The 25074-nt window shown below is 35.8% G+C and carries 22 protein-coding genes; 6 read left to right on the top strand and 16 right to left on the bottom strand.

The annotated features are described in order from the left end of the window. Positions 1 to 5: 5 nt before the first annotated feature. The 9 genes from wecB to PMI13_RS03700 all read right to left on the bottom strand — a co-directional run bounded on the left by wecB (position 6) and on the right by PMI13_RS03700 (position 11775). Positions 6 to 1124: a non-hydrolyzing UDP-N-acetylglucosamine 2-epimerase gene (wecB, locus tag PMI13_RS03740; protein WP_007840856.1), complete on the bottom strand. Its 1119-nt coding sequence runs from the start codon at positions 1122 to 1124 to the stop codon at positions 6 to 8. Positions 1125 to 1145: 21 nt separating this feature from the next. Then, the gene (locus PMI13_RS03735) at positions 1146 to 2450 is read right to left on the bottom strand and encodes a nucleotide sugar dehydrogenase (RefSeq protein ID WP_007840855.1); all 1305 of its coding nucleotides are present in this window, start codon (positions 2448 to 2450) and stop codon (positions 1146 to 1148) included. 55 nt (positions 2451 to 2505) lie between these two features. Further along, positions 2506 to 4842, bottom strand: coding sequence for a GumC family protein (locus PMI13_RS03730; RefSeq protein ID WP_007840854.1), 2337 nt, complete (start codon positions 4840 to 4842; stop codon positions 2506 to 2508). An 8-nt stretch (positions 4843 to 4850) separates the two neighbouring features. After that, positions 4851 to 5639 carry a polysaccharide biosynthesis/export family protein gene (locus PMI13_RS03725; protein ID WP_156104391.1) on the bottom strand — a complete coding sequence of 263 codons (789 nt, stop codon included), beginning with the start codon at positions 5637 to 5639 and terminating at the stop codon, positions 4851 to 4853. 118 nt (positions 5640 to 5757) lie between these two features. Further along, positions 5758 to 6567 carry a polysaccharide biosynthesis/export family protein gene (locus PMI13_RS03720; protein WP_034669404.1) on the bottom strand — a complete coding sequence of 270 codons (810 nt, stop codon included), beginning with the start codon at positions 6565 to 6567 and terminating at the stop codon, positions 5758 to 5760. A gap of 40 nt (positions 6568 to 6607) precedes the next feature. Continuing rightward, entirely contained in the window at positions 6608 to 8563 is a 1956-nt protein-coding gene (locus PMI13_RS03715) for a polysaccharide biosynthesis protein (RefSeq protein WP_007840851.1), read from the bottom strand. 347 nt (positions 8564 to 8910) lie between these two features. Next, positions 8911 to 9372 (bottom strand): regulatory protein RecX, encoded by a 462-nt coding sequence (locus PMI13_RS03710; protein WP_007840850.1) that lies wholly within the window; start codon positions 9370 to 9372, stop codon positions 8911 to 8913. A 61-nt stretch (positions 9373 to 9433) separates the two neighbouring features. Beyond that, positions 9434 to 10699, bottom strand: a complete 1266-nt coding sequence (gene glyA / locus PMI13_RS03705; protein WP_007840848.1) for a serine hydroxymethyltransferase — start codon at positions 10697 to 10699, stop codon at positions 9434 to 9436. Between the two features lie 170 nt (positions 10700 to 10869). Beyond that, the gene (locus PMI13_RS03700; protein WP_007840841.1) at positions 10870 to 11775 is read right to left on the bottom strand and encodes an NAD(P)/FAD-dependent oxidoreductase; all 906 of its coding nucleotides are present in this window, start codon (positions 11773 to 11775) and stop codon (positions 10870 to 10872) included. A gap of 166 nt (positions 11776 to 11941) precedes the next feature. Here PMI13_RS03700 and PMI13_RS03695 point away from each other — a divergent pair, with 166 nt between their 5' ends. After that, a complete protein-coding gene (locus PMI13_RS03695; protein ID WP_007840838.1) occupies positions 11942 to 12319 on the top strand; it encodes a Fur family transcriptional regulator in 378 nt (125 codons plus the stop codon). Here PMI13_RS03695 and bla read toward each other — a convergent pair. The 6 genes from bla to PMI13_RS03665 form a co-directional block, all read right to left on the bottom strand. Further along, entirely contained in the window at positions 12316 to 13071 is a 756-nt protein-coding gene (gene bla / locus PMI13_RS03690; protein WP_007840836.1) for a subclass B1 metallo-beta-lactamase, read from the bottom strand. The genes PMI13_RS03695 and bla overlap by 4 nt on opposite strands. Before the next feature lie 30 nt (positions 13072 to 13101). Beyond that, positions 13102 to 14625 carry a glycosyltransferase family 39 protein gene (locus PMI13_RS03685; protein WP_007840833.1) on the bottom strand — a complete coding sequence of 508 codons (1524 nt, stop codon included), beginning with the start codon at positions 14623 to 14625 and terminating at the stop codon, positions 13102 to 13104. A 150-nt stretch (positions 14626 to 14775) separates the two neighbouring features. Continuing rightward, a complete protein-coding gene (locus PMI13_RS03680) occupies positions 14776 to 15969 on the bottom strand; it encodes an efflux RND transporter periplasmic adaptor subunit (protein ID WP_007840832.1) in 1194 nt (397 codons plus the stop codon). A 130-nt stretch (positions 15970 to 16099) separates the two neighbouring features. Beyond that, positions 16100 to 17371 carry an ABC transporter permease gene (locus PMI13_RS03675; protein WP_007840831.1) on the bottom strand — a complete coding sequence of 424 codons (1272 nt, stop codon included), beginning with the start codon at positions 17369 to 17371 and terminating at the stop codon, positions 16100 to 16102. A 110-nt stretch (positions 17372 to 17481) separates the two neighbouring features. Continuing rightward, entirely contained in the window at positions 17482 to 18711 is a 1230-nt protein-coding gene (locus PMI13_RS03670; protein ID WP_007840830.1) for an ABC transporter permease, read from the bottom strand. A 79-nt stretch (positions 18712 to 18790) separates the two neighbouring features. Further along, positions 18791 to 19480, bottom strand: a complete 690-nt coding sequence (locus PMI13_RS03665; RefSeq protein ID WP_007840826.1) for an ABC transporter ATP-binding protein — start codon at positions 19478 to 19480, stop codon at positions 18791 to 18793. A 427-nt stretch (positions 19481 to 19907) separates the two neighbouring features. On the opposite strand from PMI13_RS03665, the gene PMI13_RS03660 reads away from it, so the two are divergent. From PMI13_RS03660 to PMI13_RS03640, 5 genes are all read left to right on the top strand, one after another. After that, positions 19908 to 20882: a ribonucleotide-diphosphate reductase subunit beta gene (locus PMI13_RS03660; RefSeq protein WP_007840824.1), complete on the top strand. Its 975-nt coding sequence runs from the start codon at positions 19908 to 19910 to the stop codon at positions 20880 to 20882. Between the two features lie 137 nt (positions 20883 to 21019). After that, positions 21020 to 21307: a hypothetical protein gene (locus tag PMI13_RS03655; protein ID WP_007840821.1), complete on the top strand. Its 288-nt coding sequence runs from the start codon at positions 21020 to 21022 to the stop codon at positions 21305 to 21307. Between the two features lie 43 nt (positions 21308 to 21350). Next, the gene (locus tag PMI13_RS03650) at positions 21351 to 23018 is read left to right on the top strand and encodes a ribonucleoside-diphosphate reductase subunit alpha (RefSeq protein ID WP_262483284.1); all 1668 of its coding nucleotides are present in this window, start codon (positions 21351 to 21353) and stop codon (positions 23016 to 23018) included. A gap of 110 nt (positions 23019 to 23128) precedes the next feature. After that, entirely contained in the window at positions 23129 to 24019 is an 891-nt protein-coding gene (locus PMI13_RS03645; protein WP_007840818.1) for a DUF72 domain-containing protein, read from the top strand. A gap of 188 nt (positions 24020 to 24207) precedes the next feature. Next, complete coding sequence (locus PMI13_RS03640) at positions 24208 to 24438, top strand: hypothetical protein (protein WP_007840817.1); 231 nt, start codon at positions 24208 to 24210, stop codon at positions 24436 to 24438. Positions 24439 to 24478: 40 nt separating this feature from the next. Here PMI13_RS03640 and PMI13_RS03635 read toward each other — a convergent pair whose 3' ends face one another. Further along, positions 24479 to 25072 carry a hypothetical protein gene (locus PMI13_RS03635; protein ID WP_007840816.1) on the bottom strand — a complete coding sequence of 198 codons (594 nt, stop codon included), beginning with the start codon at positions 25070 to 25072 and terminating at the stop codon, positions 24479 to 24481. Between the last annotated feature and the right edge of the window lie 2 nt (positions 25073 to 25074).

Here is a 25074-nt window from a genome sequence, read left to right as displayed (position 1 = left end):
TTCAATTATTTTGTTTTGATAAATTCTGCTATACGTGCACAAGCTTTTCCGTCACCATAAGGGTTGTGTAGCTCGCTCATCGATTGATAACGATTTTTATCATCTAATAGATTTTGTGTTTCTGATACAATTTTATTTTTATCTGTTCCTACCAGGATTACTGTCCCTGCATCTATAGCTTCCGGCCGCTCTGTTGTATCTCTCATCACCAAGACAGGTTTTCCAAGACTCGGTGCCTCTTCCTGTACCCCTCCTGAATCTGTAATAATCATATATGACTGATTCATCAGCCATACAAATGCAGGATATGCCAACGGATCGATAAGTTGTATATTATCAATTCCCGAAAGAATTTCATAAACCGGAACTTTCACATTCGGATTTAAATGTACAGGATAAATAATTTGTATATCAGGATTGTTTACACCGATTTCTTTTAAAGCTTCACAGATATTAATAAATCCCTGTCCATGATTTTCCCTTCTGTGCCCGGTTACTAATATTAACTTTTTATCTGAATCAACAATTGTTTTTAAGTATTCAATTTCTTGATTTTCTATAGTATCTATACGAGCAGAACTATCTAAAAGAGCATCAATTACCGTATTTCCGGTAACCAGGATACTATTATCTTTTACATTTTCCTGTAATAAATTATTTTTGGAATTAATCGTAGGTGCAAAATGATAATCTGCAATTCGCCCTGCTACCTGACGATTGATTTCTTCAGGAAAAGGAGAACGTTTGTTGTGAGTTCTCAACCCAGCTTCAACATGACAAACTTTTGCTCCCGAATAAAAAGAAGCAATACTTGCTGCCATAGTTGTAGTAGTATCTCCATGCACATAAACAAAATCCGGCTTAAAATCTTCTAAAACAGGTTTCAGCTGGGTAATAATATCTGCAGTTAGAGAGTACAAATTTTGATTTGGTCTCATTAAATCTAGATCATAATCAGGCTGTATGTCGAAAAAATCCAAAACCTGATCTAGCATTTCTCTATGCTGTGCTGTTACGCACACTTTTGTATCAAAATCATCATGTTTTAAAAATTCTTTAACCAACGGAGCCATTTTTATTGCTTCGGGACGAGTTCCAAAAACGATAAGATGTTTTGTTTTCATAATTTATATATAATATTAAACTTATAATCTGGCATCAAATTCTTTTAAAATTCCTTTTACATCATATATCACACTATTTTCTTTTAAATATTGAGATAAGTTTAAACTTATAAATTCTTTGTGTGAAACAGTAAGAATAATAGCATCGAATTTCTCATTTACCTCACTTAATGAATTTATAGATTGAATTCCATATTCATGCATAACTTCCTCCGGGTTTGCCCATGGATCATAGGCCAAAACATCCAATGAATATTCTTTTAAACTTTTGATGACATCAGCTGCTTTAGTATTTCTTACATCGGGACAGTTCTCTTTAAAAGTAATACCAAGATTCAGTACTTTAGCTCCGTTTACAGATATCCCTTTTTTAATCATTGCCTTTACAACCTGAGAAGCTACAAATGCCCCCATAGAATCATTTAATCTTCTTGCTGTTAATATTAATTCAGAATAATATCCTACATCCTGAGCTTTCTGTGCCAAATAAAAAGGATCAACACCTATACAGTGACCGCCTACAAGACCTGGTTTAAAGGGTAAAAAATTCCATTTAGTACCGGCTGCTTCAAGAACAGCATGAGTATCAATATCTAATAAATTAAATATTTTAGCCAATTCATTAACAAAGGCAATATTGATATCACGCTGTGAATTTTCAATAACCTTTGATGCTTCAGCTACTTTAATAGTAGGAGCTAAATGCGTTCCTGCAGTAATAACTGATTTATATAATTCATCAACTCTTTCACCAATTTCAGGCGTTGAACCTGAGGTTACTTTTAAAATTTTGTCTACAGTATGTTCTTTATCTCCAGGATTAATTCTTTCTGGTGAATATCCCGCAAAAAAATCCTGATTAAAGGTTAAACCTGATACTCTTTCTAATACAGGTATACACTCTTCCTCTGTAACACCAGGATATACAGTAGATTCAAAAATAACTATATCTCCTTTTTTAAGTACTTTCCCAACTGTTTCTGATGCTCTAAATAATGGGGTTAAATCGGGACGATTATGTTTATCTACCGGGGTAGGAACTGTAACAATATAAATATTTGCTTCTTTAATTTCATTTAAATCAGAAGAGCAATACAAACCTTTATTTTCATCAATAGAATAAAAAAATGGATTTTTCTTTACTAAAACAGATTGGAGTGCATCATCTTCAACTTCAAGAGTCGAATCCATACCTTCACTTAATTCTGTAACCCTGTTTTGATTTATATCAAATCCTACTACACAATATTTTGTAGCAAATAAACGTGCTAAAGGCAGACCCACATATCCTAATCCTATTATAGCAATTTTAACTTGTGTTTTCATATAATATTTTTTTTCATGTAAGCTCAATAGCACTCCTTAGAGGTGTTTAAAAAAATTATTTTTTTAATATTTTTTGCCACCAGGTTTCTTGCTTATCACTTGTATATCCATACCCATACCCATAATTTGAGCCATAACCTCCTACTTGTTTTGAAACATCATTAATTACAAATGATGTATTTAATAATTTAGAATCCCTTACTAAATCGTTAGCAAAATCAATCAGAATATTTTTTGATACTCCGGATCTTACAACATATAATGTTGCATCAGCTACATCTGCGATGCTAAGAGTATCTGAAACAAGCATCAAGGGGGCAGAATCTATGATAATATATGCATATTGAGAGGCCATATCATGAACAAGCTTTTGATATCTGCCATTAGAAAGAAGTTCTTGTGGATTGGGAGGGATACTTCCCGCGTAAATCACATCACAATAAGGATTTGTATCTGATGTATGTATAAGTTCCTCTACATTAATCGATTCATCATATAGATATTCCGTCAATCCTTTTCTTTTCATAGGTTCACTATCATATCGCTGAATTTGTGGATTTCGAATATCTGATCCTATAAGAAGTGATCTACCGTTCTTATTAGCTAATGTAAGTGCTAAATTCACCGATACAAGGGTTTTTCCTTCTCCTTTTATCGAAGAAGTAACCATAATTATTTTGGCTGTATCTTTAGTTGGTAATACAAACTTGAGATTAGATACCAGTACCCTAAAAGCTTCTGCCAGTTCTGAAAAATCATTTTTCTGAACCAAATGATTTTCTTTATCCTTAAGAGTAGGTATGTCTGCCAATACGCCAAGAAAAGATCGCTCTTTAATATCCGCTCTATTATAAATTTTATCATCCCATATAAAAAACAGATAAAATATAGCAAAAGGAAATAATAATCCTAAAATAATAGCTCCAAGAAAAACAATATTTCTCTTGGGTGATATAGGAATGTCGTGTGTAAAGGCCGGGTTTACGATTTTAGCTTTTGGAACATTTACTGATAGATTGATTGCATTTTCTTCTCTTTTCTGTAAAAGGAAAAGAAAAAGTTGTTCTTTAAGATTTTGTTGACGTTCTATACCACGATAAATCTTTGATTGTCCCGGAACTTTTTCTATTAGTCCGTTATTTGAAGATATCTGTCCATTCAATTGACTAATAGCAGCTTGTACTGTTGCTTTTTGCTGACTAATATTGTCACGTACAATTTCCTTCAACGCAGAAATTTCTTTATTCATTTCTACGACAGCAGGATTTTCATTTGTAGCTTGCTTTAGGGTTTTATTTCTACTGATGAGTAGCGTATTATATTGAGAAATAGCCTGTTCCAATGATGGGTTAAGTCCCAGATTGGAAGGCATAAGCTGGTTATTTCCTCCTTTAGAAGCTTCCGCACTAAGAGAATTTAATAAATCTAACTGGGTTTGTTGTTGAAGAAGAGCTTTGGTATTATCACTTGTATTTTGAAGTGCTAATTGTGCCTGAGCCTCTAAATCGACAATACGATTACGATTTTGAAAATCTTCTTTTTGATTTTCAACACCTGAGAGGTCCCGAGTAATTACTTCAAGTCTTTTATCTATAAATTCCTGCGTATTTTGAGCTTGTAAATTTTTATCTCTTAAACCATCCTGATTATATTGTTTAGCAACTTCATTCAAAATGGCTTCAGATTTTTCAGGAACAGTACCAATTATACTAATTTCCATTAACAAAGCTTTCTGATCAGGTAGATCAACCTGTATTTGCTTTTCTAACCTCTTTACCTTTTCTAAGGGATTCAGAAAAACAATTTTATATTTAGAATTTTTAGGAATTTCTTCATTTTTATGTAAAATTACTGTTCCAAAATCAAGTTGTAACGGTTGATCAAAAGTCCCTTTATTTTTTTTCTTCTCATTTGTTAAAGTAAACTGATTATTACCAATATCTTTAACTGTAAATTCTGAAGATTTAAATTTCTCATCTTCATTATATGTTAATATTTTACCCGTTACAGGTAATTTAGTGAATATTTCTGAATCTTTTATTTCTCCCTCACTGAAATATTCTACATTGAGATTAAGGTTTTTAACAACTTGAGTAAGAATAGGTCTTGAAGTTACTACTGCGACTTCACTTTTTAGTTCATCAGCATTGTTTAACCCTATCCCCAAATTATTTAGATCAGATAAAGCAGACGAAATATCCGTCTCTTTCTTGTCAAACTTAAGTGTTGTTTCAGACTGATATTTTGGGACAGCATATCTAAGATAAATGTATGCCCCAATCATAAATATAAAAACGGATATGGCAAACCATAGCCATTTACGTAAATATTTTCTAATACTCTTTTTAAGATCCAGTATTTCTTCTTTTTCCTGAAATTCTATCTGCTGCATATTTTAAGTTATCGGGTTAAAGAAATAATAAGAGTTGCTACTCCCAATGCAGAGGCAATAATCTGAAAAGTAAGGGCTCTGTTGGGATTAGAATTAGCCTGTACCTGCTTGTTTCTATCGGGCTGCACATAAAGCACATCATTTTGCTTCATGTAATAATATGGAGAGTTTACAATATCTGATCTGGATATATCCAGATTGATCACCTGCTCGGCACCATCATCCCCAGTACGGATAAGTTTTACATTTTTCCGATCTCCGAAATCCGTCATATCTCCTGCAAGACTCAATGCCTGAAAAATATTAAGCTTTTGTGAAACACTCTCTTTTTGTCCCGGGACTTTAACCTCGCCTAAAATACTTACATTGAAATTTTTGAGATTGATGGTTACCAAAGGATCAGTAAGATATCTTTTTAAACGGGATTCAAGATCCTGTTTTAACTGAACCTGGGTCATTCCCTTAGCATATACATCACCTAATACCGGAAAATTGATATTTCCTTCTGCATTCACCAGGTATTCACTGGGTTGCACATATTGGTTTACTCCATTGGCAGCCTCACTTCCCACACGGTTTGTGGTATTAAGGTTAAAGGGCTTTACAGCTGCCTCATCCAGAGCGGAAACAAGAATAAGAAGAACATCTCCTTCCTGAATATGCAAGCCTTGAAATTTCGCCTGAGAAATCTCCTGCTCCATATTATGCTCTGACATATATACCATATGCTGCTTTGGTTTACATGATGTAAAAATCAATGCAAGCAACGCAAAATATGCAATAATTGTTTTTTTCATATTTTTATTTAAATCCATACTAAAAGTTTTGTACCCAAAACCTTCTGTATCTATTTTTATTTAATTTGTGAATAAACATAAACTTAAAATATCAAAAATTGATAAACTTTTAAAAGTATTAGTTTCTGGTTAAGGCCAAAATCCCTATTGCAATTGAGGCTATTACTGATGCTACAGAAATGTATAATCCTGTATTCGGATCCAACCTTGCAGCCTTTTCTCTATTAACATTTGGCTGAACATAGATCACATCATTTTGTTTTAAATAATAGTAAGGTGAATTGATAAAATTCGCACTTGTAAGATCTATTCTTTCTTTACTGATCTGCCCGTCTATATTTCTAATTACCAATACATTGTTTCTAACTCCAAAAGGGGTAAGATCCCCAGCCAATCCCAAAGCTCCTAATAAAGTTGTACTTCCATCAGGGATTACATAAGTTCCCGGTTTGGTAACTTCTCCCAGAACAGATACTTTAAAGTTAGTAATCTTGACATCAACAATAGGATTTTTCACATACTCTTTAATAAGGTTTGCTAGTTTTACTTTAAGAGTTTCAATATTTTCATCTTTAGTGCTTATTTCTCCAATCTGAGGAAAAATAATATTTCCATTCGTGTCCACAAGATAAGTAGGTCCTGAAACAGGAACCTGTTGTGGCAGATTATTTGAACTTGGCAGAGTATATTGAGCAACTGTAGCAGCCGAGGAATAATTTTGGTTGAATGGTTTTACGACTTCTGTATCTTTTGCCGATACCGTAATCACTAGTTGATCCCCAGGCTGTAAAGTACTCCTACTATTTTTAATGGAATTTTCAAGGGCAACACTATCAATATCCTTCATATAATTGATTTCCTGTTTTGCCGTACAAGAAAGTAACGTCAGACTTAAAGTACCACCGTACATAAAATATTTAAAACTCATTCTTGATATTTTTTTCACAAAAATAACATTATTAATTATTTTACAAATTTTCATCCAGAATTGTTTTTTTATCCAGCACTTCAAATTCTGAATTATTACTTATAAATTCAGGAACAATTGTTTTCAGTAGGCTAACAACCTGCAGTTTATCTCTTTTGATTGCAGACATGATAATTTGTTTAAAAAGAACCTCCACTTCTTCAAATTCCATCAGCGGATCTCTCGAAATCATGATTTTCTCGTGATGTGTAGGAATTGTAGTTGTGTTATTACTTAAAAGTTCTTCATATAACTTTTCTCCAGGTCTTAAACCAATAAATGTAATTTTGATATCAACATCCGGTGTATAACCTGATAGTTTGATCATTCTTTTAGCTAAATCTAAAATTTTTACAGGTTCACCCATATCAAAAACATAGATCTCGCCACCATTTCCCATAGTTCCAGCTTGCAATACCAGCTCACAAGCCTCCGGAATAGTCATAAAATAACGGATGATATCCGGATGCGTAATCGTTACAGGTCCCCCTTTCTCAATCTGTTTCCTGAAATGAGGAATTACCGATCCGTTTGATCCTAAAACATTCCCAAAACGGGTTGTAATAAATTTAGTGATATTTCCTTGTGAATTTTGAAGTGACTGAACAAATAATTCTGCCGCTCTTTTTGAGGCCCCCATTACATTGGTAGGGTTCACTGCTTTATCCGTAGAAACCATTACAAAACGATTTACTCTGTATTTTTTAGATAGCAAAGCTAAGTTTTTAGTTCCTAATATATTGACGAAGATAGCTTCATGCGGGTTATCTTCTATAAGGGGTACATGCTTATAAGCAGCAGCATGATATACCATAGAAAACTGGTATGTTTTAAATAATTTTTCCAGTCTGTAGCTATTGGAGATATCCGCCAGAATAAATTTAAATTTCTGATTCGGGAATTTTTCATATAATTCTAATTCCAGTTCATATAAAGGTGATTCTGCCTGGTCAAGCACTACAATCAATGAAGGGCTGAATTGTGAAACCTGTCTTACAATTTCACTACCGATTGATCCTGCTCCTCCCGTTACTAAAACTGTTTTTTCAAAGTGTCTTTTCCTTACATCCTCACTTTCTATTTTAATGGGCTTACGGTTCAGCAAATCTTCTATCTGAAGCTGGCTGATTCCTCCTACCAGATCCGAATCTCTCATTTTACTGAGTGTAGGAGCCTTCAATACTTTCAATCCGCTATCCAACGCCAGTGTCATCCATTCTTCAATTTCCTGCTTGGTCATAATTTCTTTAATCAATAAAACTGCATCAAATTGTTTTATCAGTTTCTCGTTGCTAAAGAATTGATTTTTGGTATAGATTTTATGCCCCAGCAAAATGGCTCTGCTGGAATCCGATCTGTTCGTAAGAAATCCGGCTAAACGGTAAGGATAATTAGGGTTATGCATAATAGCCCTGGCCAATGCTACCGATACCTCACCTACTCCTACTACAGCAACTCTTACTTTGGAAGAAGCACCTTTAATATCTGTTAAGGCATTAAAGAACTGCTTTGTAATCATCCTGAAAAAGAACATTATAGAAACAGAGATAAGGAAATAAAGAAAAAGGTTAGGATACAGGTATAATGAATCACCCAATATCAATTCACTTATATAATTGAGGAATAATAGAGTAATAAGTGTACTTCCTGAAGATAATATGATCTTAAAAAAATCAAAGAAAGTAGAATGTCTTATAATACCTGCATACGTTTTAAAAACATACATAAACAGGATATTGACAAAGATAAGAAGAAATCTTTTTTCCATGCGGTATTCCGGAAAATTGACCTTTACAGCCAAATTATCCAGAAATATACGTGAAAGAAATAAAGAAAATAAAACAATCAGAATATCAATAATAATAACCAGCCATCTGGGTACATATCTCAATTCTGTGATTTTCACAATATTATCTCCGTTATACAGAGCACTAAAAGCGTCATACAGCCTTTTCATCCAATCTTGAGTGATTTTTTATTAGTTGTGCAAAGATAATGGATATTATCCATTTGAAAAATGTGGTGCCTGATTTTATTTTTTCACAGCTCATCTCAGCAAACAAATATTTTAATATTTTTTTAATATTTGTAAAATGACAATGCATTATTCGTGCCATTATTAGTTCAAAACATATTCTTTCACATATTATTAAAAAACGATTAAAAGAAGAGAAGTGATATATCATAAAAAACACCTAAAACTTAATGCTTTAGGTGTTAATAAAGATATTTTAAATATTATTCTGAGATTTTACTTCTTAAGCTATTATAATTCCAAAAGCTATCAAAATAAGTATGATTGTATTAATTTTCTATAATATTAAGAATAATATCATACTCAAAACCTTTACTTATTAAATATTTTATTGTTTTAGATTTTCTTTGGTATTCTTTTAAATCTTTCTGTTTTTCATAATAATCCTCAAAAATCTTTCTGATGGTTTTTTCATAATCAGCTTCATCAATCTCATCAAAAGATTTATTGATCAGCTTTTCGGGAACCTGCTTCTGCTTTAAACTGATCCGTATTTTATTCCGTCCCCAATGCTTTATATAAAATTTCCCTCTGATATAGCTTCTGGTGAATCTTTCTTCGTTTAAGTAATTTTCTCTTAAGAGATAAAGCATAATTTCTTCCTTAGCTTCATCTATTAATAAAAACTCCCTCATCTTCTGCTCTACTTCTGCATGGCAACGGTCCTGATAAACACAATAATTGACCAGTTTTAGTTTTATTTCATCAAAAGTAAAAGACTTCTTTTCCATAATATTTATAAAAAAAGAATGAGCACAAGCCCATTCTTTATATTTTCAATTCCGGTAACGATTAATAATTAAATAATGCCTTACCTTCCATTAATTCATTCACTTTTTTTCTAACTGAAGCAAGAACTTCCTCATTTTTGATATTGTCAACTACTTCAGAGATCAACTCAGAAATTGTTTCCATATCATTTTCTTTTAAGCCTCTTGTTGTAATTGCAGCCGTTCCCAATCTGATTCCGGAAGTTGTGAATGGTGATTTATCATCAAACGGAACCATGTTTTTATTACAGGTAATATCTGCCAATACCAAAGCTTTTTCAGTTTCCTTTCCATTTACCCCTTTATTTCTAAGGTCTACCAACATCAGGTGATTGTCTGTGCCTCCACTTACAATATCAAACCCTCTGCTGATCATTGCTTTTGCCAAAGCCTGTGCATTAGATTTCACTTGTTTTGCATAGGTTTCAAACTGAATATCCAAAGCTTCACCGAAAGCTACTGCTTTCCCTGCAATAACGTGCTCCAGCGGGCCTCCCTGAATTCCAGGGAAAACAGCACCGTCCAATACCTGGCTCATCATTTTGATTTCTCCTTTTGGTGTTTTATGACCGTATGTATTTTCGAAATCTTTACCCATCATGATCATTCCCCCTCTCGGACCTCTTAAAGTCTTGTGAGTAGTAGTGGTCACAACGTGGCAGTGCTCAAACGGAGAATTTAATAATCCTTTTGCGACCAAACCTGCAGGGTGCGCAATGTCTGCCCAAAGTGTAGCTCCGATTTCATCAGCAACCTCCCTGAATTTGGCATAATCCAGATCTCTTGAATAAGCAGAAAAACCAGCAATAAGCATTTTCGGTCTTTCTCTTAAAGCCACTTCTCTCATCTGATCATAGTCGATCAACCCGGTTTCCTGCTGCACTCCGTAAGAAACCACATTATATTGAATTCCTGAAAAGTTTACTGCAGAACCGTGGGTAAGGTGGCCTCCCATTGAAAGATCCATTCCCATGATTTTATCTCCGGGTTTTAAAACTGCCAGATAAATAGCGGCATTCGCCTGAGATCCTGAGTGCGGCTGAACATTTACATAATCTACACCGAAAAGTTCTTTTGCCCTGTTGATCGCTAAAGTTTCAACCTCATCTACTACTTCACAACCTCCGTAATATCTTTTTCCGGGGTATCCTTCCGCATATTTGTTAGTCAATACGCTTCCCATTGCTTTCATTACATTATCAGAAACAAAATTTTCTGATGCAATCAGCTCTAATCCATGGGATTGTCTTTGTCTTTCTTTTTCAATCAGGTCGAAAATAATATCCATTTACTTTTAGTTTTTGAGATTTTTCACCCCCAAATGTACGGAATTTCCAACTAGATTTCAACACCCCGAAATATGATTTTTGCAATTAAAATTTTACATTAATCCGGTATATTCCACAAAAAAATCCTTGCCGTTGAACAGCAAGGACACCAAAAACATTTATAATTAAGTTAAAAACTTTCTTCAATAAGTTCTTTATTTACCATAACTCCCGCAAGGCTTCCCTGGGCTACTGCATTAGCAACGGAACGCATCATATTTACATTATCACCGCAGGCATACAATCCATAAATGTTTGTTCTTTGGAAAGGATCTGTTATGATAAATCCGTGTTCATTCAATTCGCAGCCCAGGTCTTCAGAAACATTCAGATTCTGTTCAAAAGGCAGTTTGGTATATAAAGCCTTTAATGAGGCTTCTTTTTCATTGTGGAAAAGCACTTTCTGAATATACCCGTTTTCATGGATAATTTCCTTGATTTCATCTTCATTTACAACGATATGATGCTCATTTAATTTTTCAAGCTGTTCAGAAGTGAAAGCAGCTTTTCCGTTGGTGAATAGAGTAAGGTCTTTTGTCCAGTGCGCAATCATTTTAGCAAACTCATAAGCCATATCTCCATTGGCAAGAATTCCGGTCGTTTCATTTTTTACTTCATATCCATGGCAATAAGGGCAATGGATAACAGAAATTCCCCAACATTCATTAAAGCCGGGAATATCCGGTTTACTATCTTTAATTCCTGTGGCAACAATCAGCTTCTTACAACTCAATTTTTCTCCCGCTGCTGTTTCAATTTCAAAGCCTTCAGAAGTTTTCACAGCTTTTATCACCAGCCCGTTATGAAATTGTACGGTATCATATTTCATAACCTGTTCTTTTGCTATTGTGCTTATTTCTTTCGGAGTTTTTCCATCCTGCGTCAGAAAATTATGGGAATGAGGAGTCTGCTCATTGCAGGGTTTTCCGCTGTCGATCATTAAAATATTTCTTAAAGACCTTCCTAAAGCCATTCCGGCTGAAAGACCGGAATAGCTTCCGCCTATTATGATTACGTCAAAAAATCGGTTGTCCATGAGCAATATTTTTAGTTATGAGTTATAAATTATGAGTTTTGAGTTTGAGTGAGGATGGGTTGTGAGAATGTCTCAACAGTCAACTTTGTCTCATCAACTCTTTACAAAGATAAAATAAATTTTCATTATTGCGATAAAATCGCAATAATAATTTTTATATTTGCATATGGCTAAGAGAAATACAAAAGCAAAACAGCTGATTTTAGATTCTTTAAGGAATTCTCAATCGGCGGTTAGTCAGGAAATTTTACAGAAAGAATTAGGCACAGAGGTAGACAGGGCGACCATTTACAGAATACTCAACAGCTTCTGTGATGACGGGATTGTGCACAAAATTCTGGGTGATGACGGAAAATATTATTTTGCATTTTGTATCCATTGTTCAGAAAAGGCACATCAGCACAATCATTTTCATTTCAGGTGCCTGCAATGTGGAAACATTGAATGTCTCCCAAATGAGCTGGAAATTCCGCTACCAAAAGGATACCGACCTGTTAATTTTAACGGATTTATTTCGGGGTATTGCTCCAATTGTTCGAATTAATTTTCTTTAAATAATTGTATCGTATAGTCTAATAATTCCTGACCGCCGGTATCTCCATGACCCGGAATAACAATCTTTACATCCGGATAAGCTTTTTTCACTTTTTCAACAGTTTCTGACCAGGCATGAACGTTGGCATCGCCAAGATATCCTTTTGTAGCATCTTTTTCTTTGATCAGACAGCCACCGAACATTGCTTCCTGCTCCGGAACGTAAGCTACAACATTGTCTTTTGTGTGCCCTTCTCCAAAGTATTTGATTACAATCTCCTGTTTTCCGGCATTCAGTGTTATTGCATCATTAAATCCATGACCAGGCACGTTGGCATTATTTTTTTTGGCGAGCTCAATAGTTGTATTATTCGCATAAGACGGAATATTATTTTTATCAAATTCTTTCAGCCCGCCCACACAGTCATCATGAAAATGGGTTGCCACAACAGCATTTACTTTTGAATGAAGGTTATTTTTAATCCAGGAAATCAGTTCTTCAGAGCTTTCATCATTAGTCGGAGTATCCAGAATTACCGCTTCATTCCCATCTTCCACAATCATCCCGTTACATGAAACTTTTCCGAAAGATTCCGTATTTAAAAATGAAATATGCTGATAGATATTTTTTGAAAGTTGGGTAATGATTAAATTATCAGACTGATAAACAATCTTAGTCTTGTCAGAGGATGTTTTCTGAGGCTGACAATTCAAGATAATCATCGTAAAAAATAAAAACAGGATTCCGGATAATGACTTCATAAATAAACTTCTTTTGAACAAAAATATAATTTAATACTCATTTTTCTCATGTTCAATTTCTTTTTTTATTTTTTCATTGATATCCACTTTTGCTTTTCTAAAACTAAAAATGGTTGTACCGTGCTCTCTCGCAAATGTATTGGTTATTAAGCCCACAGTTTCAGAACTTTCAAAGTAAGGGCCTGTTTCTTTCAGTTCGGCACCTTCTTCTGATGATCCTTTAACCCTTATCAGGTTAGTATATTTTTTACCCAAATCAAACCAATTGATATAATCTGCACTAAAAGAGACTGCTCTTATTCCTTTTTCTGTATAATAGTTGATTGCTCCTGCCTGCCCATAGTTATCACAAAGAACCAAAGTATTTTCTGAAACTGGAAATTGAGCATATTCCCGGTCTACTTTCTGAGCCAGCTCTCTCCAGCCCTGCATATCTGCAAAATCCTGCGGTAAGGAATGGTCTTTCCCATCTTCCCATCGAAGCAGCCCGAATTTTCTGTATTCCTCCTGATGACCGACGATATATCCCGGGCTTTTATTAGGAAACGCCACATAGTACAGGGGTACAAACAATATAACAGGAATTAAAATGCTGACAGGCTGAAGAAACCTTTTCCAACCTTTTTCAAAAAGATAACCCAGAAAAACAGACCCGAAAGCAATATAAACGGGATAAAGCCCAATCGCATAATAGTCTTTAGCTTTAAAAAATAAAAACAGAGCAATGGTCATCACATAAGCCCAGAAGAAAAACCGGTATTTCTCAAATCTTTTATCAAACAGCAACGCATAAAACCCGGCAACAATCACAATTACAGATCCAATAAAGAAAAGAACCTGTGCCTTTAAAAAATCAAGCCGGTCAACATTCACAAGCTGTCTTTCCGAAAGTTCCTTCATATGGTGGATGACCGGAAAATTGTGGTTGTACTGCCATACAATATTGGGCGAAATGATCAATAATGCTAAAATACCGGCCCAATAAAGATGCGGCTGTAAAAAGACCTTCTTTTGCTTTGTCAACAAGATCGCAGAAATAAGTCCGAAAAACAGAAAAGCAATATTGTATTTGTTTAAAAAACCAATTCCAAAAACAATTGCCCCGAAATACAGCCATTTCACTTTTTCCGTGTTTAAATATTTAATCAGAAAATAGTAGATCATGGCCCAGCACACTACTTCCAAAGAAGTCGGCTGAAAAAGCATATTCACACGAAGAAAGACCGAAAACAAAACACCTGTCGCCCCTAAAACCTGAGCAAATAAATTCCCTTTTAATTCTGCAATTATTTTCCAGACCACAACAATCGTTAATGCCCCGAATAAAGCCGGAAAAAATTTGACCCAAAATACAGAACCGCCTAACATTTTAATTATCCACGCCCACCAGGAATTGACCGGCGGAACTGATAAATATCCCCAGGCCAGATGATTTCCCTGATCAAGGTGTAGATATTCATCGCGATGCAATTCATATCCAGGACCGATTAATGAATATTGCAGGGCAAATTTGGCAACAATAAGCAAAAGTAAAATCAGGGTGTTTTTATTCATATGGAAATATTAGGTTTAGGGGTGAAGTTAGTTTATTAAGAGACATCCCATTCCATCATTTTATTACATAACAATCCTGAGGATATTTTAAGTCATAAAAAAATCCCGGAAAATTCCCGGGACCTCAGATGCATTTATCTGGTTAGTTTATTATTTTTTCTTTTCTTTAAGCTCTTCCTTATCTTTATCAGAAGGGTTCCACACTTTCACTTCGGAGTCTTTGGTAATTCCTGAAAGAATCTGAACATTGATCCCGTCGCTGGCTCCCAGTTTTACGTAGACTTTTTTGAACTTTCCGTCAGGCTGCTTCACTTCTACAAAAGGAATGTCTTTACCGTTTTTCTTTTCGTACTGGATCAGTGATTCATCTAACAGTAGTGCATTTTTTTCAGATTTCAGGACAATTTCGCCATTCGCAGAAAATCCGGCTCTGATGTATTCATTATTAGGGTTGTTTACATCTCCTTCTACAGGAAATTTTATGGTTCCAAGGTTATCTTTTCCTTTAGGAGCGATCATGGTCAGTTTTCCCGGGAATGTTTTATTCTGAAGGGCACCGATCACGATTTTCATGTCCATTCCCTGCTTCAGCTTTCCGGCCTGGGCTTCATCTATTTCTCCCTGAAAGATAAGTGAATTAAGGTCTGCAATAGAACAGATCGTTGTACCCGCGTTGAACGAGTTGGCCTCAATTACCTGACTTCCCACTTTTACAGGAACTTCAAGAACGGTACCTGCTGCTTTAGAACGTATCTGGGTTGTTGCCAGACCTTGCAGTTCCGGAGTGGCACCTGTTTTTACAATCAGTAACCTTTTTTGAGCTGTAGCCAGTTGTTGATTGGCATTTTTAAGAGCCTGCTGCTGTGAAAACAGTTGTTGCTGCGAGTTTAAATATTCCTGCTTGGAAATCACGCCCTGCTTATACAGTTTTTCCTGCATAGAAAACTGCTTCTGCATATTATCCACATTCATTTTAGCATTACTGATCTGTAATTGAGAATTCACCACTTCCTGCTGGGCATTGTTTACTTCTGCCACATTAGGAATAATTTTTACTGTTGCAATCAATTGTCCCGCCACTACTTTGTCTCCTTCATCTACCAGAATTTTATCAATGATTCCTGCAATGTTCGGCTTGATCTCAATCTCTTCTTTTGGAATAATTTTCCCGGTAGCCATTACCTTGTCTTCCATATTCTGGTAGCTTGGTTTTCTGGTCAGGAAGGCTTCACTCTGTTTAGAATTTGATTTTACGAGATACCCGATCCCGGAGAACAATGCCACTGCAAATAAAAGCCCCAGTACAATATAAATGGCTTTTTTCCAAGTGAATTTCTTTTTCATATATCTAGTTTATTTTTTACTATTTAATTAAAGGGAGAAAATTAATTAAAGACTTAAATATTTAAGAAAGCCTGTTATCATTTCCAAATTATTTCATTTCTAAATCAACACATCATCATATCACACATCATCACTCTGATCTCAGGGCTTCAATCGGCCGTATCTTCACTGCACGCTGTGCCGGAATCATTCCGATGATCAAACCGAGAATTACCATTACTGCCATGGCTCCGAATACGTTTCCATAATTAACGGTCGGGTTATAGAACGGGAACTTGTCCTGATTCTGGGTAACGATATTAAGAATAATCAGGACAAAAATTCCTGACATGAAGCCCAGCAATCCTGAAGACAGTGTAATCACAACACTTTCCAGCAGGATCTGATTTCTTACTTCAGCAGGTTTTGCCCCCAAAGCTCTTCGTATCCCGATTTCTTTAGTCCGTTCCTTTACGGTAATCAGAAGTATATTAGAGATCGCAATAACTCCGGCAAGGATCGTCAGAGTTCCTACGATAATGGTCAGAAGCTGCATCCCGGTAAGAAAACCTGTCAGTTTTTTAAATTCTTTTCCAATATTGAAACTTACAAAAGCATTGGTATCTTCCGGAGATACTTTATTTTCAGCTTTCAGCACCTGCTTTACATCTTCCTCTACTATATTTAAATCTGCATTAGGCTTACCTACAATGGCAAACATATCAATCTGCTCTCCGGCATTATACATTTTTGTGTAGGTAGAAAGTGGAATAAATGCCATCTGGTCACTTTCGAAGCCACCGCCTTTTTTCACCCGGAAAACCCCGATAACATTAAAGAATATTCCTTTTACATTGATCGATTTTCCGATTGGATTTTCATTTTTCTTGGCATCAAAAAAGTTCTTATAGATCTCTTCACCAATTACGGCTACATTCTTATTGCCCATTACATCGGCATCATTGATATAACGCCCGAAAATAAGCTTCTTCTCTGAAATTTTATTTCCTACCGGATAATCTCCCGTAAGGCCATAGGTTCCTTTTTTACCATTTCTTGACATCGTTTCTCCTGGTGTTCCGGTAAAGCTTCCCCTGGAATTCTGTGGTGAGATATAATCTATCGCCGTAATTCTCTGTTTCAGCATATCCATATCGGATAGCTTCAGATGAACTTCTCTCCCTTTGGGAAACCCGTCATACGGAATGGAAGTTGCCTGTGCAAATAAGAAAATAGAATTGGTTGCAAATCCTGAAAACAATTTATCAAAACCGTTTTCCATCCCTTTCGCTGCTCCAAGAAGACTCACATATAAAAACATTCCCCAGCCCACACCAATCATGGTAAGGAACGTCCGAAGCTTATTATTTCTCAGTGAATAATAAATCTCCTGCCAAGTATCTTTTTTAAATAAAATGTTCACTTCTTTGAGTTATTTGTTATATGTTAATAGGCAAAACTGCGAAACAGCAAAATTGATTAAACATTCTTTCTTTATCAGCAAATTCGCTTTTTGCCTTTTACCTTTTTTGCTTACTCCGTTCTCAATGCTTCTATCGGTTTGATCCTGGAAGCCCTGTATGCAGGAACGAACCCGGCAATAAGCCCGGCAAACACCAAAGCTATAAATGCCATAAAGATGGTTCCCCATCCTACACCAGGGTTTTTGATGAAAAATTCTTCAAGACTGTCTCCTATTAAACTAAGAGCAAGTACTCCCACTGCAACCCCAACAATACCTGAAACTACCGTTATCACGACACTTTCCTGTACAATCAGTGCCACAATACTCCTCGGTTTGGCTCCGATAGCTTTACGCACCCCGATCTCTTTGGTTCTTTCCTTTACGATATACACCATGATATTGCTGATGCCTATAATTCCCGCAAGCAGTGTTCCCATTCCAATAAATCCTACAATGATTGTAAGCACAAACATGAACTGAAATGTTCCTTCCATATTCTGGGCATTATTCCAGACTCCCACTCCGTTTTCATCATCAGGGGCAACATTTTTTCTTGCTTTCAATTTATCTTTAAGCTCATCACCATATTTTATGGCTTCCTGAGGGGTCAGTTTTTCATTATAGGCAATATATACGGTATTTACCGTGTCTGATCCCTTTTTCATCTGCTGAAGGGTTGTAATAGGAACTGTAATATGTCTTTCATCCCTGTCTCCACCGTCATCAGAAAACACACCTACTATTTTGAACATGGTTCCGTTGATATTCAGGTCTTTTCCTACCGGGCTCCCGTTCTTGATCAGGTCACGCTGCACCATTCTTCCGATCACAGCCACATTCTGCTTTTTTGCAAGGTCCATAGGTGAAAGATAACGTCCGTCCAGCATTTTCCTGTTCTCAATAACCTGCTCTCCCGGTTTTGCCCCGTTGATCTGGTAAGTACCACTTTCTTTCCCGTATTTCACCATTAAGCTGGTGCTGTATCTTGGGCTGGCATCACCCACTTTTTCTTTATCAGTATTGATCAGAAAATCATAATCCTCATTATCCATCGTGACTGTTCTGTCAGACTGAAGTCCTTTATAAGCCATTGTGGTTTTACCGGTATAGATCGTGATAAGATTCTGTGCATCTCTAGCAAATCCCTCTGTAAAAGCATTTTGAAGCCCTTTTCCAATCCCGAAAAGAACAATAAAAATAAACAGTCCCAAAGCCACCGTAAACCCCGAAAGTACCGTCCGCAATACATTACTGCGGATAGAACTGAATATTTCCTGCCAACGATCTAGGTCAAACATTTTTTATAGTATTAAAAGATTGAAAAATTAAAGTTTAACTCCAATTTTCAAATTATCTCATTTCCAAATTTTCAAATTGTTATAATACAATCTGCTTTATAAACTCATCACTTTCTATGATTCCGTCCTTTAAAATAACGTTTCTTTTCGTCTGTGCTGCAACGTCCGGCTCGTGGGTTACAACAATGATGGTTTTCCCTTCGTTATTAATGTCCTGAAGAAGCTTCATAATATCATGGGTCGTTTTAGAATCCAATGCTCCTGTAGGCTCATCTGCCAAAACCACTTTAGGATTGGTGATTAAAGCTCTTGCAATCGCAACCCTTTGTTTCTGCCCTCCGGAAAGTTCGTTGGGAAGATGATTGGCCCACTGTGCCAGTCCCACTTTTTCCAGATATTCCATTGCTTTCTGATTACGTTCTTTCCTTGGTATATTCTGATAATATAAAGGAAGGGCGACATTATCCAAAGCCGTTTTATAACCGATCAGGTTGAAAGACTGGAAAATGAATCCCAGAAATTTGCTTCTGTATTCTGCTGCTTTCACTTCGGACAAATGCTCAATGGGTACCCCATCTAATTCATAAGTTCCTGAATCTTTTTCATCAAGAATACCTATAATATTAAGGAGTGTAGATTTCCCGGAACCGGAGCTTCCCATAATAGAAACAAACTCGCCCTCGGAAATATTAAGATTGATCCCCTTGAGAACGTGTAATTTACTTTTACCCGTATCGTATGATTTATGTAAATCCTGAATTACTAACATTAAGTGATGTTTGTTTTTATATCTAATAAGTAGAAGTTACTTTTGATTTGTTACAAGAATTAAAATTTATTCAAATAAATTAGTGTTTAATTAATTTTATACTTATTTATAGACGTTTACAATAATGTGTTTAATTGTAACTTCACAATTTCATTCATTTTTCACGGATAATTGTATGTAAGTCCATATCCGTGCACCTTTCATGTAAATGTGGAAAACTTTTACGGTTAAAACTCAGCCAATTAGTATTTACCCCTTTTAAAATCAGTTCTTTTTTTCGAACTTTGTGCTTCGCACGTAACAAGAAATACATACTTCATGTAAGTGAATAACTTTTAAATATAAGTTCCAAACAATCAGAACGTTAAATATTTCTTGCATTTTATCCACAGTGATCTAATTATTTTAATTTTAAAGACATTTTAATATGGGAATTTTTGATAAAAGAGTAAGTTATAAACCATTTGAATACCCTGAGGTTCTTCAATTTGTAGAGGCAATCAATAAATCATTCTGGGTGCATTCTGAAGTGGATTTTACTGCAGATGTTCAGGATTTTCATTCGCAGTTGGAGCCACACGAAAAACATGCTGTGAAAAATGCACTTCTGGCTATTGCACAGATCGAGGTGTCTGTAAAGACATTCTGGGGAAACCTATACAATCACCTTCCAAAGCCTGAATTTAATGGGTTGGGAGCTACTTTTGCAGAATGTGAATTCCGTCATTCCGAAGCCTATTCCCGTCTATTGGAAGTATTGGGATATAATGAAGAATTTACCCATGTAATAGAAATTCCTGCTGTGAAAAAGAGAATTGACTTCCTGTCAAACGTTCTTAAACACGCCAACTCTGCTACCCCGAAAGAATACGTTTCTTCTCTATTGTTATTCAGCATTCTGATCGAAAACGTATCCCTTTTCTCTCAGTTTGCCATTATCCTTTCTTTCACAAGATTTAAAGGATACATGAAAAATGTTTCCAATATCATTGCATGGACTTCAGTAGATGAACAAATCCACGCAAATGCCGGAATTTATTTAATCAACAAAATCCGTGAGGAACAACCTGAATTATTAACAGATTCCGATATCGAAGACATCTATACCCTGGTAGACCAATCGGTAGAACTGGAAGGTGAAATCCTTAACTGGATCTTCGAATTGGGAGAATTAAGTGTTTTCTCAAAAGAAGACCTTCTAAACTTCATGAAATACCGTGTTGATGACAGCTTAAAGAAAATCAACATGAATACCCGTTACAATGTTTCTCCGGAACAATACCGTCCGATGAAATGGTTTGAGGAAGAAGTTTTTGCTAATTCTATGGATGATTTCTTCGCCAAAAGACCTGTAGATTATACAAAACACGATAAGAGCATTACTGCGAACGATTTGTTTTAAATAGAGAAATGGCGCGAGCGAAGCGAGCGTCAGGGCAGTTAGTATTCGCAACGTTATGATAACCGGATCAAAGTATCTGTAACAAAGATCCTTTGTTCCCCAATATGACCATAATCAGCACAAACCAAACATAAATAATGATCAATGTAATTGTATCTTACACTATAAACCCTGATTTTGTTTCAGAAAACAAAGCCAATATTCAGAACTTCCTGAATGATTTCAAAAATTTAAACCAGGAAACATTTGAATATAAAGTGTTTATAAAGGAAGACGGTGTTACCTTTGTTCATTACTCCAATTATATCAATGAAGAGGTTCAGCATGAGGTTTTGAATGTTCCGTCTTTTAAAGAATTTCAGAGATTAAGAGATGAAAGCGGACTGAACGGTTCCCACAAAGTAGAAATTTTACAATCAATATAAAAAGCAAAATTCCTGGATATACAATTGCCCGGAATTCGAAAATATAACAACTATGGAAGAACAAACTACAAATATATGGTGGCTCAATGAAGAGTCTGAGCAAATGCTTAACAGAGGCTATCTGTTAAAAGGAGAAACCGTAGAAGGAGCTATCGACAGGATCACTACTGCAGCTGCCAAAAAATTATATAAGCCTGAACTACAGCCTGCTTTCAAGGAAATGATCACCAAAGGATGGATCAGCTTTTCATCCCCAGTATGGGCCAATATGGGAACACAAAGAGGTCTTCCTATTTCTTGTTTTAACGTTCATATTCCGGACAGCATTGAAGGAATCACTCACAAAATGGGTGAGGTCATTATGCAAACTAAAATCGGAGGCGGAACTTCAGGATATTTCGGGGAACTTCGTAACAGAGGAACTGCAGTAACCGATAACGGAAAATCTTCAGGAGCCGTTTCTTTCATGAAACTTTTTGATACTGCAATGGATGTAGTATCTCAGGGAGGTGTAAGAAGAGGAGCTTTTGCTGCTTACCTGGACATCGACCACGGTGATATCGAAGAATTCTTATCTATCAAAGACATCGGAAGCCCAATCCAGAACCTGTTTACAGGAATCTGTGTTCCGGATTACTGGATGCAGGATATGATCGATGGTGATATGGAAAAACGTAAAATCTGGGCGAGAGTGTTGGAAAGCCGTCAGCAAAAAGGTCTTCCCTATATTTTCTTTACAGACAACGTCAACAGAAACAAGCCGCAGGTTTACAAAGATTTAGGATTAACCGTAAATGCAAGTAACCTTTGTTCTGAAATCATGCTTCCTTCCACCAGAGAAGAATCTTTCATCTGCTGTCTGTCTTCAATGAATCTGGAATTATATGACGAATGGAAAGATACGGATGCGGTAAAATTAGCGATCTATTTCTTAGATGCTGTTTTGTCAGAATTTATTGAGAAAACTGAAGGAAACTATTACTTACAAGGGGCAAGAAACTTTGCAATGCGTCACAGAGCCCTGGGATTAGGAGTTTTAGGATACCATTCTTATTTACAGAAAAATATGATCCCGTTTGAAAGTTTTGAAGCTACCCAATTCAATGCAAGAGCTTTCAGACATATTAAAGAACAGGCAGACCAGGCTTCAAAAGAATTAGCCAATATCTATGGAGAACCTGAATTATTGAAAGGATACGGAGTGAGAAATACCACAACAATGGCCATTGCTCCTACCACTTCAAGTTCTGCAATTTTAGGACAGACTTCTCCGGGAATTGAGCCTTTCGCATCCAACTATTACAAAGCAGGTTTAGCTAAAGGAAACTTTATGCGTAAAAACAAATACCTTGCTAAATTGCTGGAAGAAAAAGGGCTTGACAATGAAGAAACATGGAGAACAATCATGCTGAACCACGGTTCAGTACAACATTTAACGGAATTGACTGACGAAGAAAAAGCAGTATTCAAAACATTCAAAGAGATCTCTCCGATGGAAATCATCTCTCAGGCTGCCCAGAGACAACAGTATATCGACCAGGCTCAGTCGTTGAACCTTCAGATCCCCTCTACAATGCCTGTAAAAGATGTCAATTATCTTTACATAGAAGCATGGAAAAAAGGGGTGAAAACTCTTTACTATCAAAGAAGTTCTTCCGTGTCCAAAGAAATGATGGTTAACTTTGTAACATGCTCTGCCTGCGAAGCATAAACTACAAATAATAAACACAGCATATTAATCAAGAATCCGTCACATTTTATGGTGAGACGGATTCTTTGTTTTATATTTGTTATACAGTATAATTTCCAAAAACCTCATATATGAAATTCGGACAAGTAGAAGATCCTTCAAAGATAGATTTTACGTTACCAAAAGACCATTCCAGAACGAAAGAAATTTTAAGCCGGAATAAACAAGGACTGGAAAATATTTCTATCGGCTGTGCAAAATGGAATAAAACCGATCTTAAAGGATTTTACCCTAAAGGAACAAAGGATGAATTGACCTATTATGCCACACAATTCAATTCTATTGAGCTTAATGCTACATTCTACGGAATGCCTACCGCCGAACAGGTAATAACATGGAAAGAGAAAACTCCGGAACATTTTAAATTCTTCCCTAAAATCACCAATACCGTTTCTCATTTCAGAAGGCTTATTGATGTCACTGAACCCGTAACTCAGTTTGCAACTTCCGTAATGAATTTTGATGAAAAACTGGGAATGGTATTCCTGCAGCTTCATGATAATTTCAAGCCAAAAGATTATGACAGGCTGGAAAAATTCGTTAAAGAATGGCCGAAAGAGGTTCCTTTGGCTATTGAGCTTAGAAATACGGACTGGTTTACTGATGAAGAGGTCTTCAATACCACCTGCGACCTGTTTGAAGCCCATCAGATCACTAATATTATTGTGGATACTGCCGGAAGAAGAGATATGCTTCATATGAGGCTTACAACTCCTACTGCATTCATCCGGTATGTTGGTGCTAATGCAGAAAGTGATTATGAAAGATTAGATGATTGGCTGGAACATTTAACAAAATGGAAAAAAGAAGGCCTTCAGAATCTTTACTTTTTTGTACACCAGAATATTGAAAAAGCATCCCCGCTCTTATCTGCTTATTTCATCAAAAAAATGAATGAGAGTTGGAAAACCGACTTACCAATCCCAACAATGGCGACTGAAAGTACCGGAACTTTATTTTAACAACTTTAATTATTTTATTAATTTCATTAATTATTTTACAATTATTTGTTAAAATATATTTTATTTTTACATATAAATCACCATTATGTGTAAAATATTTTTTATTATTGAAATGCCCTTTCACAACGAAAAAATCAATATATTAGAGAGTATGATAATCGATATTGAAACCCTCTAAAATAATGATTATGGAAAAGGAAATTTGTACGATCAGTATTACCGGAAACTGGCTTGCCGATCAATATACTTTTTTTGAAAATAATACCATAAAAAGGCTGAGTGACCATAACAGCCTTACCACCAATGTGATCGAATGGCTGAAACCTCAGCAAATAAGCAAACAGAATAAAGACAAACTGGTAAAAAACTGCCCTGAAGAATTCAAAGAAAGAATTATGCAGATCCTGGATTATCCTTAATTCGCAGAAGCTTTTGATCATTAAGGTCAACAATAAGATTTTACTTTCTCACCCTGAGCAGGAGAACGAGATTAAGGAAGAGAAGAAGAAGATCCAGTGTAACCCAGATCCCAAGCTTTACATTTTCATAGTTGTAGGCTTCTACCTGCTTTTTTGCCAGGTCGGAAAGCCTTACACTCTGATTGATGTAATTTCGGACTTCAACAATCTGATCAATGTTCTTATTGGGAACCGAATGTTGGGAAAAATACACCAGGTTTTTCTTCCCAAGATATCCTACGATCCAATACTCATCAGATTTTTCCATCTTAAGGTACTCTATCCTGTAATATTCCGGACGGATTTTTCCGATGTGCTTTGCTTCCAGAACACCGCTTTTATCCGGATTATTAACGTTGACTACATAAAAATCCAGGCTTTGCGGAAGCTTATTGACCACCTGTAGTCCGACAGAATTGCTGACAATACCGACCGCACTCTTCTTGATAAACCAGTATGTGAAAATAGATATTGAAAATATAAGACTTGCAATACGGAATAATTTTACCCATTTAGCTGCTCTTCCTGATTTTACCTTTGATAAAAAGAGAGAGAGAAGCAGACATAAAAAGATAACAAAGACGATTAATCCCATAT

The sequence above is a fragment of the Chryseobacterium populi genome (genome assembly GCF_000282115.1).
Classification (GTDB): domain Bacteria; phylum Bacteroidota; class Bacteroidia; order Flavobacteriales; family Weeksellaceae; genus Chryseobacterium; species Chryseobacterium populi.
Note: the sequence above shows the minus strand (reverse complement) of the source record. Positions and strands in the feature narration are given on the sequence as shown.

What these genes read in the sequence shown, in the direction of transcription:
- wecB (WP_007840856.1), bottom strand. Translation starts at nt 1,124, where the DNA reads ATGAAAACAAAACATCTTATCGTTTTTGGAACTCGTCCCGAAGCAATA.
- PMI13_RS03735 (WP_007840855.1), bottom strand. Translation starts at nt 2,450, where the DNA reads ATGAAAACACAAGTTAAAATTGCTATAATAGGATTAGGATATGTGGGT.
- PMI13_RS03730 (WP_007840854.1), bottom strand. Translation starts at nt 4,842, where the DNA reads ATGCAGCAGATAGAATTTCAGGAAAAAGAAGAAATACTGGATCTTAAA.
- PMI13_RS03725 (WP_156104391.1), bottom strand. Translation starts at nt 5,639, where the DNA reads ATGAAAAAAACAATTATTGCATATTTTGCGTTGCTTGCATTGATTTTT.
- PMI13_RS03720 (WP_034669404.1), bottom strand. Translation starts at nt 6,567, where the DNA reads ATGAGTTTTAAATATTTTATGTACGGTGGTACTTTAAGTCTGACGTTA.
- PMI13_RS03715 (WP_007840851.1), bottom strand. Translation starts at nt 8,563, where the DNA reads ATGAAAAGGCTGTATGACGCTTTTAGTGCTCTGTATAACGGAGATAAT.
- PMI13_RS03710 (WP_007840850.1), bottom strand. Translation starts at nt 9,372, where the DNA reads ATGGAAAAGAAGTCTTTTACTTTTGATGAAATAAAACTAAAACTGGTC.
- glyA (WP_007840848.1), bottom strand. Translation starts at nt 10,699, where the DNA reads ATGGATATTATTTTCGACCTGATTGAAAAAGAAAGACAAAGACAATCC.
- PMI13_RS03700 (WP_007840841.1), bottom strand. Translation starts at nt 11,775, where the DNA reads ATGGACAACCGATTTTTTGACGTAATCATAATAGGCGGAAGCTATTCC.
- PMI13_RS03695 (WP_007840838.1), top strand. Translation starts at nt 11,942, where the DNA reads ATGGCTAAGAGAAATACAAAAGCAAAACAGCTGATTTTAGATTCTTTA.
- bla (WP_007840836.1), bottom strand. Translation starts at nt 13,071, where the DNA reads ATGAAGTCATTATCCGGAATCCTGTTTTTATTTTTTACGATGATTATC.
- PMI13_RS03685 (WP_007840833.1), bottom strand. Translation starts at nt 14,625, where the DNA reads ATGAATAAAAACACCCTGATTTTACTTTTGCTTATTGTTGCCAAATTT.
- PMI13_RS03680 (WP_007840832.1), bottom strand. Translation starts at nt 15,969, where the DNA reads ATGAAAAAGAAATTCACTTGGAAAAAAGCCATTTATATTGTACTGGGG.
- PMI13_RS03670 (WP_007840830.1), bottom strand. Translation starts at nt 18,711, where the DNA reads ATGTTTGACCTAGATCGTTGGCAGGAAATATTCAGTTCTATCCGCAGT.
- PMI13_RS03665 (WP_007840826.1), bottom strand. Translation starts at nt 19,480, where the DNA reads ATGTTAGTAATTCAGGATTTACATAAATCATACGATACGGGTAAAAGT.
- PMI13_RS03660 (WP_007840824.1), top strand. Translation starts at nt 19,908, where the DNA reads ATGGGAATTTTTGATAAAAGAGTAAGTTATAAACCATTTGAATACCCT.
- PMI13_RS03655 (WP_007840821.1), top strand. Translation starts at nt 21,020, where the DNA reads ATGATCAATGTAATTGTATCTTACACTATAAACCCTGATTTTGTTTCA.
- PMI13_RS03645 (WP_007840818.1), top strand. Translation starts at nt 23,129, where the DNA reads ATGAAATTCGGACAAGTAGAAGATCCTTCAAAGATAGATTTTACGTTA.
- PMI13_RS03640 (WP_007840817.1), top strand. Translation starts at nt 24,208, where the DNA reads ATGGAAAAGGAAATTTGTACGATCAGTATTACCGGAAACTGGCTTGCC.
- PMI13_RS03635 (WP_007840816.1), bottom strand. Translation starts at nt 25,072, where the DNA reads ATGGGATTAATCGTCTTTGTTATCTTTTTATGTCTGCTTCTCTCTCTC.